The organism is bacterium (genome assembly GCA_023382385.1).
In the GTDB taxonomy this organism is placed as follows: Bacteria; Electryoneota; RPQS01; order RPQS01; family RPQS01; genus JABWCQ01.
The window spans coordinates 154,772-171,158 of sequence record JAHDVH010000002.1; the positions used below are offsets into that span (position 1 = coordinate 154,772).

A 16,387-nucleotide genomic window follows, 5' to 3' on the forward strand; every position below is an offset into this window, starting at 1 on the left:
CCATGAGCATGAAACCGCGCAATCTGACCGAACGCATCGTCTTTCATTCGATGCTGGGTATTACGTATGCGATCCTGCTGGTCGTCGTGTATATCATTGCGGATGTGGTCGTCGGTGGTATCGGGACTATCTCGTGGGAGTTCCTGACCGAAGCACCACGCAAGAGCGGCGAAGAGGGCGGCATCTGGCCGGTGATTGTCGGAACATTGTATCTGGTGATCGGGACGATAGCCTTTGCGCTGCCGCTTGGCATGGCTGGAGCGATATACCTCAGTGAGTATGCCAAGCAAGGACGATTGTCGCGCATGATCCGACTGTCTATCGTGACGTTAGCGGGTATTCCTTCGGTTGTTATTGGATTGTTTGGATTAGGCTTGTTTGTGATCTTTCTCGGGTTTGGCGCATCGATTCTTGCGGGCAGCATGACATTGGCCTGCATGATCCTCCCGACGATTATTGTCGCGAGTGAAGAAGCGCTGCGCTCCGTGCCGCAGTCGTTTCGTGAAGCGAGTCTCGCGCTGGGTGCGACTAAGTGGGAGACCATCCGCCGCAACGTTTTACCCTATGCGGTGCCGGGCATGATGACGGGGTCGATACTCGGTGTCGGCCGCGCCGCGGGGGAAACCGCACCGATTCTTTTGACTGTCGCGGCCTTCTTCCTCCCCACTCTTCCGCAGTCTGTGTTTGATCAGTGCATGGCCCTGCCCTATCACCTCTATATTCTGGCTACACAGCTTCCTGATATTGAGAAAGCCCGGCCCATGCAGTACGGCACGGCGCTTGTGCTGATTGCGGTCGTGCTCGGCTTCAATATGGCTGCAATCGTCATCCGATCCTACTTTCGTCGCAAGTATCGCTGGTAAAAATGTCCTCACAAGAATTCCATATTGTTGCTAAAGAGCTGAATTTTTATTACGGTTCTACGCAGGCGCTGTTTGATATCTCGATTGAGCTCAAACGGAGCAAAGTCACCGCACTAATCGGCCCCTCCGGCTGCGGCAAGTCAACGTTCCTGCGCACGCTGAACCGGATGAATGATATCATTGACGGGACGCGGCTGGAAGGCAAGATTCTGGTGGACGGGCTGGATATCTATACGGCATCCTCCAACGTGATTGACCTGCGGCGGAGAGTCGGGATGGTCTTTCAGAAGTCGAATCCCTTCCCCAAGTCCATTTACGAAAACGTCGCCTACGGCCCGCGCATTCACGGCGAGAAGAATCGCAGGACTCTTGATGACCTTGTGGAAGCGAGCCTGCGGCGGTCGGGGCTTTGGGAAGAGGTCAAGGACCGCCTTGCGGATAATGCGATGGGACTCTCGGGCGGCCAGCAACAGCGCCTTTGTATTGCACGAGCACTTGCGGTGAATCCGGAAGTCCTGCTCATGGACGAGCCGGCTTCGGCACTGGACCCGCGCTCGACGGCGCGAATCGAAGACTTGATTGGAGAGCTGCGCGGCGATTACACAATTGTCATAGTGACTCATAACATGCAACAGGCCGCGCGCGTCTCGGATGACACCGCCTTTTTCTACGAAGGCCGCTTGATCGAAGTCGGCCCGACAAAACAAATCTTCACGAACCCGAGTGAAAAGCAGACAGAAGACTACATTACCGGACGTTTCGGATAAACCGGACCTACTTGGCGCACGACGTATACGGGGCGCGGGAACGCCCTCTTTCTCTCACCTGACGGAAGGACCTCAATCATGCCTGTACACCTGAGACGCGACCTTGACCGGCTGAAGCGCAAGATTCTGTCTTTTGGCGCCGCCGTGGAAGAGAACGCGCAGCTCGCGGTGACAGCCCTGCGGAATTTTGATCCGCAGCTTGCCCAGCGCGTCATCGAACGCGACGACCAGATTAATCAGGACGAAGTGGACATCGAGGACGAGTGTCTGAAAATCCTCGCGCTGCATCAGCCGGTTGCGATTGACCTACGCTACGTCATTACGGTCCTGAAAGTCAACAACGATTTGGAGCGCATCTCCGACTTCTCGGTCAACATCGCCAAGCGTGCGCGAACTTTGGCCAGACAGGAACCTGTGGCCCTGCCCAATGACCTGCTGGTTATCGCGCAGAAGTCTACGACCATGGTGAAGGCAGCGTTGGATGCGTTGGTCGAGCAGGATCCTGCTCGTGCGCGGCACGTCTGTGCGTCGGATGACGAGGTGGACGACCTGCAGCGCAAACTGTACGACATCATCGTCCAGGAAATCCGCAATCATCCCGACCACGCCCCGCAATGGATGCAGGTCTTTTCGACCGTGCGCTATTTCGAGCGCATGGGTGACTTGGCCACGAACATCGCCGAAGACGTCATCTACTTGGTCGAGGGCGAAGTCATTCGGCATCGCGAGGCCGGAGCATAGTCCTCGAATTCTTTGAAATGCAAAAGCGGCGGCCCCATAGGGCCGCCGCTTTGTTCAGTGAATGTATCGGTCTTGGCTATTAATTGCCACTGCAATCTGCAGTCACGACGTAGTAGCGATAGCCGTCGAAGCCTGCAGCGCCATCGTAGACAACCGAAGCACCGTTCAGAGCAGGCACCGTGTCGTCGAGGATGAACTGCGGATCAAGACCGTCGTCCGGATTTCCATCGTTATTCGGGTTGGTCGAGTACCAGATCTTGTAGTTTGCATCCTGCGGGGCCGTGAAATGCAGTTGAATGAAGTTCGGGGCATTTCCGGCCGACACCACATACGCGCGGAGGTCGGTCACCGGCAGGCACGGGACCACAGTCACAGGACAGGCCACTGTCGGCTGGCACGGAGTACCGTCATCAGACACCGTGAACGCGAACGTTCCCGTACCGCTGCCAAATGCCGTAATCAACAGCTTGTACTCAGCATTCGCGACCGAACAGAACGACAACTGCGAAGCCAGAGCCGGCGTGGTGCAGAAGTCGTCATCGTTCGCGACACACAGCAAGCTTTCGCAGGTCTCGCCGCAGAACACGCCGATTTCAGAGTCATAGATGGTCAGCGCGTCACACAGTGCTACCGTCATCGTATTGCCCGTGCCGATGATGTTGTACCAGACACCGCCGACCGTCGCACCGTACCACGTCGCACACGCGGGCAATCCGGTTTCGGCCGTATAGCCGACATTCGTACCGACATACGTCTGACCAAGCGCCGGGACTAAGACAGCGCCGGCACAGGCATCGCTTCCTTGCAAAATCTGCGGGCAGGGATTGGCCTCACAGGTCAAGCCTGCGTCCCACAGTCCACCAAGTGCCGTGCACTCAATCTGCATCAGGTTCGCGCACGCATCACCGTTGTCATAGCAGCAGCGGCCCACCGGGCAGGGAGCGGCCTCGCAAGTTGTCGTGGATGTCCATTGACCGGAAAGAGCATTACACTCTAACTGGGTATTGGTCGCACACGCCCCGATACCGTTGTCGAGATAGCAGCAACGACCCACCGGGCAGGGGCTGGTTGCGCAGGAGGCAGCATCATTCCACTGACCACCGAGTGCGGAACATTCGGCAGCCATGTTGTCCGTACAAGCAGCTACTCCGTTAAGCAGATAGCAGCAGCGGCCCTCCGGTGCGCAATCAACATAGTTTACGCAAGGGACACTATCGCGGATGGCAAGTTCGTACGGGCCGCCCGTACCGGAGCCGTAGCCGTCCACCATGACGTAGTATTCTCGGCCAAGTTCTGAGCAGAACCACTCTACCGACCTTGTTGAACTGACAGTGCATCCTGCGGTAAACGCATCGTCATTACCGCCCACACAGGTGAAGTTCTGACAATCGCTACTACATGTAACAAGGAGTTGCGAATCGAACGTCGTGTAGGAATTACAAAGCGACACAACAATAATGTTCCCGGTTCCGACTACCTTGTACCATTTGTCGGGAGCGGTGTTCGATCCCAGATAATCATCGCCGTTAAAATTGGACTCACAGTCAAAGTTCGGATCGTTGTCCGTGCCTCCCACCAACGTGCCGCGGACAGTTGCCGGCACCGGCAGCAGTGGTGCTTCCGCGCAGGTATTGCCGCCGTCAATGAACAGCGGGCAGGGGCTGGCTTCGCAGGTCGTCGTGCCGTCCCAAACGCCGCCGAGGACAGAGCAGTCGTAGGCACCGTTGTTCGCACAGCTATTCCCGCCGTCATAACAGCAACGGCCGATGGCGGTGCACGGCGAAGTGGTCAGCGTATAGGCATCGCAACCCGTCGAACGGTCCACCATGATGTAATAGGTTCCGGCTGCCAACGGCACACACGACAACGTCACGGTGTCCTGAGAGATGTTTGCAAACCGAATACAGTTAAAGCTGTCCGGCGGACAGGACGTCGAAACCACGAGACCGCGAGTCGTTGTGGTCGAGGCAATCAACTGAATATTCCACGCACCGTTCGTCGACGTCGTCCAGCGATAGATATAATCCTCGCTGGCATCGGCGGTGCCCAAGCAGGTGTTGGCCCAGTCGTTGATTGCGCCGCACGTCGTGCCGGCATCCACAAAGGCATCGGCCTGCGCTTCATCGTAACAGTCGCGCACCTGCACGGTCACGCGAAGAGTGTCGTTGGTCCGGTCCTGATCCGTTGCCAAATCCGTGTACATCAAAAGTTCATAGTCGCCGACAGATGCCGGAGCAGTTTCGGTTCCGGCAAAGTCGTGATCTTCACTCTGATTCAAGGCGAGCACGGCCGTATTCTCCGAAACCACCGGACCGCCGTTAAAACGATACTTGACCGGAGCGGATTGCGCATTGTTTCCAATGTTGCGGAACTGACCCACGATGTTCATCACTTGGCTCGGACTGACCCGCAGCGGACTCGGTGACACCACGCTCACGGTCCGGAAATCGTTGTTGTTGAACAACTGATAGAACCACACCGCGCGGCCGTCCAGGTTGTTCGTGTAAGCGGAATCGGCTGCCGTGCTGCAATAGTAGTTCAGTTGGTCAAGTCCGGCGGCAGAAGTATTCTGAATACCGATTGTCGGCGAAATTCCGTTCGCGCTCGTGCCGGAGATCTTCTGGATTTGACGATACTGCAGCTTGATCCTGCCGTCGTTCCAGAGTTGAAGCTGATAGTCGAGCAAATCGGTGCCGTTAGTGCAGCACGTGCCGACCGAGTCCCACGTAATCGTTACGTGGTCGGCGTATTGCTGATAGACTACGCGGCCGCCATCTGAGCTGGCGCCGGTGCTGGTATTTCCGTCGTCGAAGTACGGCATAATCGCAGCGACCGTGATTCCCGATGCGGGGCAGCCGTTGGACCACGAAGTGTTGGAGGCAGAAAGGCCAAACACACCGTTGGTGGAGGCCCAACCGGATGTGTAATTGGTTCCGAAGAAGTTGAAGGTAAATCCAAACGGCACACTTGCGGACGCATCGTCCGAGCTGGAAATTGCCGTCAACTCGATCGGAGCGTTCGGCTCTTCCCATGCGTAGGTCGCGGTGTCACCGCCGAGATTGTCCACCCAGCGGTAGCCGTAGACGTTCGGTCCGCCCTGGGCGTCCAGCGGCGTACGACCGTCGCGCGATCCTTCGATCTCAGCCAGAAACTCGCTGGCCACCAGTTCTTCCTTTTCCGAAGGAGTAAGTTGCTCTCCGGTCTGCATCCTTGCATAGAGCGACGCATGGCGCGCTTCCGGACCGCTGCTCTGGCTGACCAATGCGATGTAAGCAGGATCGTCTTTGCCTTTCAACAACCCGCTTTGCAGCAATTCGAGCCGCTCACGGTCAGACAGGAGACTGCCGTCGTTGTGCCGCTCGAGCAGCCGCTCATAATACGCGGGGTCGGTCGAAGCACGCTCCTGCTCTTCAGCCAAGGCCCGGAACTTGCCTTCGTCTGCGCCATTGCTGAAAGCCGGCGCGGCTTCGCCAAGCTCGGCCAGCTCGGCAACCACTGCGGCGCGCTTGGCGAGCAGTTCATCGTTGCTCACGTCTTGGATGAGCATCGCATCAATCTCAGCAAGCGCAGTGCGCGCAGCCTCAATGCGGGACATTTTTCTTGCCGACTCGGTAGCGGTCGCGAAATACGCCGCACCCAGCAGCACGCTGGACATCACAATCAAGGATAGCCACTTCTTCATACAATCACCTCAGGCGGTTTGGGTTTTTGACCCGGGACGGAACAACAAAAAGGGTCTGATGGACAGACTGGAAATTTCAGGTAGCAGATCTTAGGCGGGACATTCTAATCTACAAATCTAATGCAAAACTTGCCGGATTACAAGAGCTTTGGCGGGGCCGCAAAATTTCTCTTCCCGTTTCAGGCCCGCACAATGTTCAAGCGGCCCGCGCATAACTGCACGGGCCGCTTGAGTTTACATTTCAACGGCCATTTCTGACCGAGGTGTCGGAGAGGTTACTGTGTCACAGTCAGGACAAAGTCACCCGTCTGGCCGCCGAAGCCGCTGACGCGGATGTAATACTGCGTGCCATTGGTGGGCGTCGCCACGGTTCCGATCGTGTACAAGCCGTTGATTGGGCAAGCCGAATCGTCGATACAGAACACTTCGGTTCCGCCGCATGATCCGTCGTAGCAACCCATCTTCGTGTCGTAGTTTGTGCCGTTATCGCACAGCGACATCGTAATCGGATTCGTGGACGTTGACGTATAGACGTACCACACATCAGGCACCGTGAAGATGCAGGAGGTCGGCTCTGCGCTGAACGTCGCACCAACGGTCGTTCCGGAAACCGGCGTGTTGTTAAACACTTGGATTGCGTTGGCACATTCGTCATTCGGTCCCGCCACAGGGCACGGATTGGCAGCGCACGTTTGGAACTCGTTCCAAACGCCACCGAGCGCGGTGCATTCCGTCTGGAAGTTATCCACACAGTTCAAACCGCCGTTGTAGCAGCAGCGGCCAGTCGGCAGCGGCGGCGGACACGGATTCACTGCGCAGCTCTGGAACGGTCCGCCCCAGGTGCCGCCGAGTTCGGCGCAATCAGCCTGAGTCAGGTCGTCGCAGTTGTTGTTGTTGTTGTAGCAGCAACGGCCAACCGGTTCAGTGAACGGCGTGCAACCGGCCGTCACGACGAAGTAACGGTAGTTGTCGAAGCCCGGCGAAGCCTGATAAACCACCGGACCAGCCGTGACGCCCAACAGGACGGTTTCAATCACGAAGTTGGGATCAGATCCGTCGTCCGGATTTCCGTCGTTGTTCGGGTTGTTCGAGTACCAGATGGTGTAGTCTTCATCCTGCGGAGCCGTGAAATACAGCTTGTAGTTGTTCGGCAGGTTGCCGGCGGATTCCACCAGAATCGTCAGGTCGGTCACCGGATCGCACGGAGCTTCCTGACACGGACCGAAGTCGTAGATTGTCACGTTGTAGACACCACTGTTGCCGCTGGAGTAGTGACCGGCACGGATGTAATATGTGCCCGGGTTGAACAGACCGGCAACCATCGAACCGAATCCGGCAACCGGACGGAACAACGGATCGAGCCACGGAATCAGGTCGAGATCGGGGTTGCATCCCCAGTCATCGTTGCAATAGAGCGCCGTGCCGCAACAGGCATTGCTGACCGACAGATGCGGGTCGCAGAACGTGCTGTTGTCACCGAGGATCGCAATCCTGCGGCACTCGGTCAGCGTGAAGTAGTAGAACTGATCCGGGCCGGTGGAGTTCGGGAAGCCCGGACAATCATCCGCGCAAGCCAGTCCAACACAGGTCGGCGTCGCTGACGGGTTGCCGGCGGCGGCAGAGGCGCTGCCCATCGGCGGCACGACCATCAAGGTCGCCGTCGCGCAGTCGTCGTTGGTCGGCGGCGGCGGCGGGCACGGGCTGCCTGCGCAGGTCAGACCCTGCGTCCAGTTGCCACCCAGGGCGGTACATTCGGTCAACGTGTTGTCAATACAGCTTGAGTTGTTGTCATAGCAGCAGCGTCCCTGCGGCTCGCCGGCCGGCGTGCAGGTCAGCGTCAGCTTATAAAGCGACGGCGTCGGCAGACCAGTAAAGTTCCCATACGAACCGAACGCGACATAGCTTCCCGGTGCGAGCTGCAGCGCCGAAACGGACTGCGGTCCGGCTGCGCAGCTGGTAATGAAGGCGTTCGTGATGAAGAATGCCGAAGCGCAAGGATCGTGATCCACAATACCGAAGAGCAGGTTATCGAAGGACGACTGAGCCGTCAAGGTCACATCGCTGAACTCGGTAATCGTGAACAGGAACCAGTCCGTGTCACGGTAGCCGGTCGCATCACAGGTAAACGTCTGGGCACAGACCGTCTGACCGCACGCGATAGCGCCATAGAGCGGAGTCGCGAGGTTGCAACCGCCGTTGATGTCGCTCGTACCATTGGTGGCGCAGTAGTTCGGGAAGTCATCGGGTTCAATGACGTCATTTCCACCGCACGTCAGCGCGCAGAGATTCACGCACGGCTCCGCCGCGCAGGACGTGCCGGCAGTCCAGACTCCGTTCAAGGCTGAGCAAGCCGCCGGAGAGTTGTCTGCGCATGCGGCACCATTGTTGTAGCAGCAGCGGCCGATTTCCGGAGTCGAGATGGACAGCGTGTACAGACCACTGCTTCCGCCGTAACCGTCTACCACGAAGTAGTACGTGTTGCCGGCAACAAGGTTAAGTCCCAGCAGCTGCGAAACAAATGGACTGGCATAGTTAGGTGCCGTGCAAGCGTCGTCGTTGCAGGCAAACGGAGTTCCCGGAGTTACCGCGTTCTCGTAAACATACATCTTGGTGTCATAGGCCGTCTGGCCTCCGCACAGCGTCGCATCGACCACCTGATTCGCACCCGGAGTATAGGCATACACCACATCCGGCGAGGTCGAACCGGTGAAGGGACAAACTTCGTCGTAGTTGTTCGTGAAGCCGACCGTCGTGCCGTTAGCCGAGTAAGGCAGCGAGGGGATGACAAAAGCATTGCAGACGAGATCGCCAGCCACTGCTGTCGGGCACGGCGTTGCACAGGTGATATCAGCGGTAAATGTCCCGCCGAGTGCGGCACAATCAGTGATAAAGACACCGTCTACACAATTCGGTGCGCACGGGTTGGGGCCGTAGCAGCAGCGACCAGGAGTTGCTCCTCCCAAATAGAACCACACGGCGCGGCCGTCGAGGTTGTTCGTATAGGCCGTATCACCAGCCGTGTTACAATAGTAGTTCAGCTGGTCAAGTCCGGCGACAGAAGTATTCTGAATCCCGATCGTCGGCGAACTGCCGTTGGAACTCGTGCCGGTGATTCTCTGGATTTGACGATACTGCAGCTTGATCTTGCCGTTGTTCCAGATTTGAAGCTGATAGTCGAGCAAGTCGGTGCCGTTGGTGCAGCACGTGCCGACCGAGTCCCACGTAATCGTTACGTGGTCGGCGTATTGCTGATAGACTACGCGGCCGCCATCTGAGCTGGCGCCGGTGCTGGTATTTCCGTCGTCGAAGTACGGCATAATCGCAGCGACCGTGATTCCCGATGCGGGGCAGCCGTTGGACCACGAAGTGTTGGAGGCAGAAAGGCCAAACACACCGTTGGTGGAGGCCCAACCGGATGTGTAATTGGTTCCGAAGAAGTTGAAGGTAAATCCAAACGGCACACTTGCGGACGCATCGTCCGAGCTGGAAATTGCCGTCAACTCGATCGGAGCGTTCGGCTCTTCCCATGCGTAGGTCGCGGTGTCACCGCCGAGATTGTCCACCCAGCGGTAGCCGTAGACGTTCGGGCCGCCCTGGGCGTCCAGCGGGTTGCTTTCACGGCCGTTGGGGAACAGCATCGCTTCGAGGCGCTCGAACTCCGCCTTCTCAGTCGGCGTCAGTTGATAACCATCATTCAGACGGTCGAGCAACGCGTGATACTGCACCTTTTCGGGCGCCACACCCAGCTCTTCCGCAGTTGCGGGAGCGACGTAGCCGGCCGGAGCTTCAGCAGAAACCGAAGGTCCGTCCATGCGCTGAACCTGCGCCGGAGCCTTGACCTCATTCATGCTGCTCAAAGATTGAATCTTTGCGTCAATTTCGTCAAAGCGCCCTTGCTGGGCGAGTTCTCGCTTGGCCTGAGCCAGTGATCTCTGTGCCTGCGGACTCAAACGCTTCGCGCTGTCGCTTTGGGTCGCGTAAGAATAGAACGCGAGCGAGCCACAACACAATAGCACGGCACACACATACCATAGCCATTTCTTGTTCATCTTCACTCCTTCATGTTTTGGGGGGTCAGATGTCTTAACCCCGTCTACGGATGGACAAAACCTGCACGCCTGACGGCGAACCGTCAGTACCCTTTACAATATCAAATATAATTGCCAGCAAAATAGGATGTCAACAGGAGATTGGTTGAAATGACACAATTCTCTCTTTTGCATCTACTATTACAAACTCTTAAAATTCAATCAGATAAATTGAAAGTCATGTTGATTTAATTCTCGGTAAAAATCTTAACTTTCGCTATTCTATCTATTTATTATACTTGACCCATTCATTCAACAATCTGCGTCAAACTAACGCCTCCTCTACACTGTGAATCATTTTGCGCAGAATGCAACCGCCTCGATGGTCGTCGAGGCGGATCATCGCGTTTCCCGAAGGTCTTGAAGAGTCAGACGTGCGCCGCACTCCGCAAGGCCTGAAAATACGATTTCGTGAACAGGCTCAGATCGTTGCCGGCAGGCGAGAAATCCTTGTACAGAATCGCGCTTGCGCCAAGCGATTTGAGTTCGTCCGACACGGACGGTTGATCAAAGATCGGCAATCCTGTCACCACCACCACGCCCGCACGCACATTGTCTTCCAGCAGTTTCATCAGCACGCTGCGCCCGCTCATGCGCGGCATTTCGAGATCGAGGGACACGACGTCCGGCTTCACGGTCTTGACAGCTTCGAGACACTCGTCTCCGTCCGCCACCGACCCTGCAAACTCGAACCCTTCCTCGCGCTCCACCAGCGCCTGCAACACCCTGCGCACAACCGGATTGTCATCGGCAATCAAAACTCTCACGTTGCGTCCCCCTTTTGGAACGGACATTTACAATTACTCCGCAGTTGCCATCTTGATAAACTCACGGGCACGGTCAATATTTTCTTCGATGTCGGTGACAAACGCCGGGATGTCGAGCGACAGGATTGCGGGATTCTCCTGCGCCACAACTTCCCACGCGGGGTCCTGCGCCAGATGGGCGTTCACACGTTCGCGCAGACTCTTGCTCAGAATAGCACGCGCCAAACTGGACGCCAGATGCACGATTGCCGTCAGGACGCTGTGTTCCGGTGCCAGATGCGGCTGATGATGGTAGCGGATGCTTTCCACAATGGAATTCGGCAGCGACCACTTTTCAGCCAGCCACGCGCCGACTTCCGCATGGTCCGTGCCGAGCACCTTCTGCTCCGCGACGATTGAGGGAAGTCCCTCCTGCTCCGCGATTTTGAAAGCCTGCCCCAACTCATTGGGGAAGTATTGATGCAGGACAATTTTACCGATGTTATGCAGCAGTCCGGACGTGAACTCGATACCGTGCAGTCGCATTTGCAGCTTCGAGGCCAGCACGCGCGCGATTTCACCCGTGCCCGCGCTATGTTCCCAGAATGTCTCGCGCGAAAAAGCCGTGCCGCCGTCCAGCACGGGGAAAGCCTTGAACACCGAAATCGATGTCACCAGATTTGAGACTTCGCGCATCCCCAGCACGACAAGCGCCATGTTCAGCGATTCGACTCGCCGCGGCATGCCGTAGAACGCGCTGTTCGAAACGCGCAGGATTTTGCTCGTCATGGACGGATCGTTGCGAATGATCCGCACGATTTCCGACATCCCCGCCAGCGGATCGTTCGCGAGCCGCGAGACTTCCATCGCCAGCAGCGGCAGCGTCGGCAAGTCATGCGCATCCCGCAGCCGCTGCATCACAAATTTGCTCCGCGCGGAGTCTCCTGTGATCAGGTCATCTGCCGTCGGGACGGAAACGAAACTATGCGAAGAGTGATTCATGAAATCTCCAATAATGATCATACATCGAGAGATGTATTTAACTTGTCCAGGTTCAGCCAGAATACGTCGCCGTAGCGCGTGACGGTGCGCGCGCGGACGGGCAGCGGGGCGACAGACAGCTCCTGATGCAGCCACGCGCGCGGATGAACCGGGATCACTTCATCGGCGTGATCAAACGCCAACCCAAGCGGACCGTCCACCGTGTCCACCAGTGCGATAGTCGCAGAGCCGTTACGGTGTGAATTTTCTGTTCCGATGACATGACGCATGTCAAGCACCGGCACTCGACCGAACGCCAGTTGAACTTCTCCGGAATAGTCCGGATTCGACGTGGGAATCAGGGGTAATCCTACGAACAGACCGCGCACTTCGTCCACGGTCAGGCCAACCCGCCAGCCACCTAAGCGGAAGCACACGAGTTTTGTGGGGGGTGCGGCGGGCGCGGCTGCGGGCCGCCGGCGAATGGGAGGTGCTGAGACCATCTTATTGCTGCTTTAGTTTTTTCTCGAGTCCCAGCAGCAGACGTGCGGCAATTCTGTTGGGGCTGGACTTGCCGTTCTCCCAACGGTTGACCGTTGAAAAGGTCACGCCGATGAGATGTGCGAAGTCTTCCTGTGTCAGCTGCATGCGCTGCCGGATCTGGCGGATACGCTCAGCGTCCATTCTCATTTGTTCCAATGGTTTCTCCGGTCTGAAGGTACTTTGTGTTCATAACCATGACTCAATGTGCAATCAGTGGGCCATTGCGAACCCTATAGCTCGCACGTGTTCGGGATTACACATAAAAGTATATAAAATCAGTAAGTTAGAAAATGATGGGTGCGCCATACTGTGACTTATCTTAGAAAGTCTACCCTTCCTTCTGCGTCTCTCGCGAGCGCGTTGCCCTGCAACTCGGGCAAAAAAAAGACCCGGCAGCGGACGGGTCATGAACGGTTAGTTACAGGATAGCATGCGGGTCCGGCCCGCCGGAATCAGTCCGCATACAAACCTCCGGTTTGCTCCAGCCAATTCGCGATCTCGTCTGACAGAGTGGGAATATCATCAGACGTCACATCCAGTCTGAGCACCGGCAGCATGCTTCGTTGGGCAAGTTCGATCAAATACTCCTGTTCACGAAGGAAAATGGATAGATTGTCATACTGCGCAGGATTGCCGGACACTTTCAGACGTTCTTCGCGCGCCGCCTCGAATGTTCCGGGACGCCGCACACAAAGGATAATCCGGAAACCGAGCGGCAGCAGACGCTCCTCCAGCCAGCGGAAATCATAGTCGCGCTGGCAATACAGGTGCTGGTGCATGATAGTTGAGAGATGAAAGCGGTCGACAATCCACGAGTAGTAGCGCAGCAATTCAAACAGTCTCGCCCACGTGGCATACGTTTCCAGTGCCATTGACTCTTCCTGCGGCTCGAAGTTTATCAATCCTCGACCCCACGGAAAATTCGAGAACGCGCACCACTCGCCGGACACGAGCGGTGACGGATAGCGATACTTGCGCGGCCCGACGATACGGGGATGCTCGTTCAGGGCAAACGCCAAGTCAGTTTTGTGCGTCAGGCGGGTGCCTTCGAGCAGGATCTTGGGAACGAGCTTTCGGCTCATGAGGGCTTGCTGGTCTTCTTGCGGCGCGCTTCCAGCAGCACACCGATCCAGATGGCGGTTTCATAGAGAACAATCATGGGCGCCACCATCAGCATCATGGTCAGCGCGTCGGTGGTGGGAGTCGCCAGCGCGGCCAGAATGAAAATCACGACAATCGCGATGCGGCGATGCCTGCGGAAGAATGCCGAACTCACCAGACCTGTGGCTATCAATAGCCCCATCACCAGCGGCAGTTGGAAGATGACGCCAAACGCCAGCAGCAGGAACAACACCAGACTGATATAGCTGTTGAGCGACCAGAAGTTCTGCAGGCCCACTTCGGCGAACGAACCCAGAAACTGCAGAGCGGTAGGCAGAATCATCCACGAGAACGCCACGCCGCCCCAGAACAGTATCGTGGAGATGGCCACAATCGGCCACAGCCAGAGTTTTTCTTTCTTGCGCAGTCCCGGTCCCACAAAACCATACAACTGCCAGGCGACAAACGGTGAGGAGACCAGCAGCCCCAGCAGAATCGCAATCTTGATCTCGATGACGAACCCTTCAGACGGCCCGAGCAGCGAGAGCGTGCCGGGCACGGCCTCGCGAAACGGCTGCATCAGGAAGTCGCGCGCGCGGTCTGACAGGGCAAAACCGACTCCGGCACCGACGGCCACGAACAGCGTGCTGCGCAGTATTCGCTTACGCAGTTCGTCGAGATGGTCCCAGAAAGTTACAGCTTGGTCAGTCACGTGACGGGGTGGATAGGGCGAAGGTGGTGGATCTGGTTTTGGGGCAGACTTGCTTTGTTGAGTGTCAGGAGTTACTTTGCAGGAGCGGTGCCGCCTAATCCGAACGGATTGAAACGGGTGCCCTTATCGTAGATGTCCACCTGCTCGCGCCGCTTCAGGAAGCCGACGATTGCATAAGTCATGGGCGTCAGCACGATTTCGACACCGCACTTGAACATGTAGTTAAAGGCAATCATCAGCCACAGCTCACGCGCGGGAACGATGCCCGCGAAAGCGATCACCACGAACAGTCCGGTATCCACCGCCTGTCCGGCGAGCGTCGAGCTGATGGTGCGCAGCCACAACACGCGGCCTTGCGTTGCGACTTTCAGTTTAGCCAGAATTACGGAGTTGGTGAACTCGCCGAACAGATAGGCGATTAACGAAGCGAGCACGATACGCGGCACAAATCCCAGTATCGCCTCGAAGGCTTCCTGATTCGGCCAGATTGAGGCGGGCGGCATTGCCGCGACGACTGCGAAGGTCAGAGCGGCGAGCACATTGGCCGCAAATCCCATCCAGATAATCCGCCGCGCCCGTCCGAAGCCGTAGACTTCGGTCAGCACATCGCCGAAAATGTAGCTCAACGGGAACAGGAACGTCCCGCCGTCAAAGGGAAAGATTCCGAATCCGACGAGCTTGGTTGCCGCGACATTCGAAATCAACAGAATTGCGACGAACAGTCCACCGATGAGGTCATAGTAGCGCAGACCTTGCGGGAGATCACCGGGCAGAACGATTCTCTGGGAGTCGGGCATGCGGGCTTGGTTAGGGAAGGGACTTGAATTCAATGCGTAGGGAATCTATCAACTCTTGGCGGGAAAAGCAACTTTGCGCGACTTCAGCTTTGAGCAGCAGATAGCGGTGCGGGCGAGCGAGCTGGGGTTCGACCTGTGCGGTGTATCGCGAGCCGAAGCCCCGCAGCGCGGTGCGCATTTCCGCTCGTGGCTTGCCGAAGGCATGGCCGGCACGATGACCTATTTGAACCGCACGGCGGAACGCAGACTCGACCCGCAGAAGGTGCTGCCGGGAGTTCGCAGTTTCATTTCGGTCGGACAGTCTTATTTCACGGGATTGTTGCCCGACGAGGTGCGGCAGGACCCGTCACGCGGGATAATTGCCAGCTACGCATGGGGTCAGGACTATCACGACTTGATGGGGCATGCGCTTGCAGAGCTTGCCGACTTTGTGCAGTCACTTGCGCGGGATGTTCAGACGAAGAGCTACGTGGATACAGGGCCGGTGTTGGAGCGCGAAGTCGCAGAGCGCGCGGGGCTGGGATTCATCGGGAAGAACACGCTGTTGATTCATCCGCGCATGGGCTCGCAGCTGTTTCTCGGAGAGATCTTGACGACACTCGAGCTTGTGCCGACAAGTGCGCCGCGGATGCCGTCCTGCGGGAGTTGCACGAGATGTTTGGAGAGTTGTCCGACGTATGCTTTTCCGACTGCGTATGTGCTGGATTCGCGAAAGTGCATTTCTTACCTGACAATTGAGTATCGCGGCTCTATTCCAATTGAGCTTCGCTCAAGAATAGGCAATCATGTCTTCGGCTGCGACGATTGTCAGACTTGCTGTCCGTGGGTGAATCGTTTCTCAACCCGCACACGCCAGCAAGCATACGAGAATGTGCTGGAAAGGAAAGCTCCGAGACTGACAAGACTTGCCAAGCTGACCGAAACTGAGTTCCTGGAAATGTTCAGAAGGAGTCCGGTGCTCAGACCGAAGTATGAAGGGTTCATGCGGAATGTGGCTGTTGCCCTCGGCAACTGGAAGTCGCGTGATGCGCTGGATGCGCTTGCGCCGTTGGCAAATCATGAGAGTTTGCTGGTGCGCGAGCACGCGGAGTGGGCGGTCCGAGCTATTCTTGAAGCGATTGAGGACAAGTAACGGAAGAAATTCTGCGGACAGCGGAGACCTTGGCGGCAGCGAGGGCCTGGAGCTGAGGTAGAGAAGGCAGACGAATTGGACATAATATACGACAGAATATAGAAGTTGTCAAGAAAATTTTGGCAAATTAACAAACAAATGTAAACATTTGTTCAGTATGTTATTGCACCGGATTGGCACTGGACTTACACACAAAACTACCGAAGCCGAGAGGCGTTCGAGGATAGAAAAGGG

At 56.9% G+C, this 16,387-nt stretch carries 13 protein-coding genes; 4 read left to right on the forward strand and 9 right to left on the reverse strand.

Features of this window, described 5'->3' with window-relative positions; all coding sequences use genetic code 11:
* Positions 1-8: 8 nt before the first annotated feature.
* From pstA to phoU, 3 genes are all read left to right on the forward strand, one after another.
* Complete coding sequence (pstA, locus tag KJZ99_04920) at positions 9-863, forward strand: phosphate ABC transporter permease PstA (GenBank protein MCL4305234.1); 855 nt, start codon at positions 9-11, stop codon at positions 861-863.
* 2 nt (positions 864-865) lie between these two features.
* On the forward strand, positions 866-1,630 hold the full coding sequence (locus KJZ99_04925; GenBank protein MCL4305235.1) for a phosphate ABC transporter ATP-binding protein: 765 nt from the start codon (positions 866-868) through the stop codon (positions 1,628-1,630).
* A 78-nt stretch (positions 1,631-1,708) separates the two neighbouring features.
* Entirely contained in the window at positions 1,709-2,371 is a 663-nt protein-coding gene (gene phoU, locus KJZ99_04930) for a phosphate signaling complex protein PhoU (protein ID MCL4305236.1), read from the forward strand.
* 79 nt (positions 2,372-2,450) lie between these two features.
* Here phoU and KJZ99_04935 read toward each other — a convergent pair whose 3' ends face one another.
* The 9 genes from KJZ99_04935 to KJZ99_04975 form a co-directional block, all read right to left on the reverse strand.
* Positions 2,451-6,053, reverse strand: a complete 3,603-nt coding sequence (locus tag KJZ99_04935) for a hypothetical protein (GenBank protein ID MCL4305237.1) — start codon at positions 6,051-6,053, stop codon at positions 2,451-2,453.
* Between the two features lie 275 nt (positions 6,054-6,328).
* On the reverse strand, positions 6,329-10,102 hold the full coding sequence (locus tag KJZ99_04940; protein MCL4305238.1) for a hypothetical protein: 3,774 nt from the start codon (positions 10,100-10,102) through the stop codon (positions 6,329-6,331).
* Positions 10,103-10,509: 407 nt separating this feature from the next.
* Positions 10,510-10,935 carry a response regulator transcription factor gene (locus KJZ99_04945; GenBank protein ID MCL4305239.1) on the reverse strand — a complete coding sequence of 142 codons (426 nt, stop codon included), beginning with the start codon at positions 10,933-10,935 and terminating at the stop codon, positions 10,510-10,512.
* A gap of 6 nt (positions 10,936-10,941) precedes the next feature.
* Positions 10,942-11,889, reverse strand: coding sequence for an HDOD domain-containing protein (locus KJZ99_04950; protein ID MCL4305240.1), 948 nt, complete (start codon positions 11,887-11,889; stop codon positions 10,942-10,944).
* Positions 11,890-11,906: 17 nt separating this feature from the next.
* Entirely contained in the window at positions 11,907-12,371 is a 465-nt protein-coding gene (locus KJZ99_04955) for a chemotaxis protein CheW (GenBank protein ID MCL4305241.1), read from the reverse strand.
* 1 nt (position 12,372) lies between these two features.
* Complete coding sequence (locus tag KJZ99_04960) at positions 12,373-12,558, reverse strand: helix-turn-helix domain-containing protein (protein ID MCL4305242.1); 186 nt, start codon at positions 12,556-12,558, stop codon at positions 12,373-12,375.
* 305 nt (positions 12,559-12,863) lie between these two features.
* A complete protein-coding gene (locus KJZ99_04965; GenBank protein ID MCL4305243.1) occupies positions 12,864-13,493 on the reverse strand; it encodes a hypothetical protein in 630 nt (209 codons plus the stop codon).
* The gene (gene tatC / locus KJZ99_04970; protein ID MCL4305244.1) at positions 13,490-14,224 is read right to left on the reverse strand and encodes a twin-arginine translocase subunit TatC; all 735 of its coding nucleotides are present in this window, start codon (positions 14,222-14,224) and stop codon (positions 13,490-13,492) included. Before tatC ends, KJZ99_04965 begins: the two co-directional genes overlap by 4 nt.
* Before the next feature lie 71 nt (positions 14,225-14,295).
* The gene (locus KJZ99_04975) at positions 14,296-15,021 is read right to left on the reverse strand and encodes a queuosine precursor transporter (GenBank protein MCL4305245.1); all 726 of its coding nucleotides are present in this window, start codon (positions 15,019-15,021) and stop codon (positions 14,296-14,298) included.
* Between the two features lie 55 nt (positions 15,022-15,076).
* Between KJZ99_04975 and queG the strand changes: the two genes are divergently transcribed.
* Positions 15,077-16,153 carry a tRNA epoxyqueuosine(34) reductase QueG gene (gene queG / locus KJZ99_04980; protein ID MCL4305246.1) on the forward strand — a complete coding sequence of 359 codons (1,077 nt, stop codon included), beginning with the start codon at positions 15,077-15,079 and terminating at the stop codon, positions 16,151-16,153.
* Positions 16,154-16,387 lie beyond the last annotated feature (234 nt).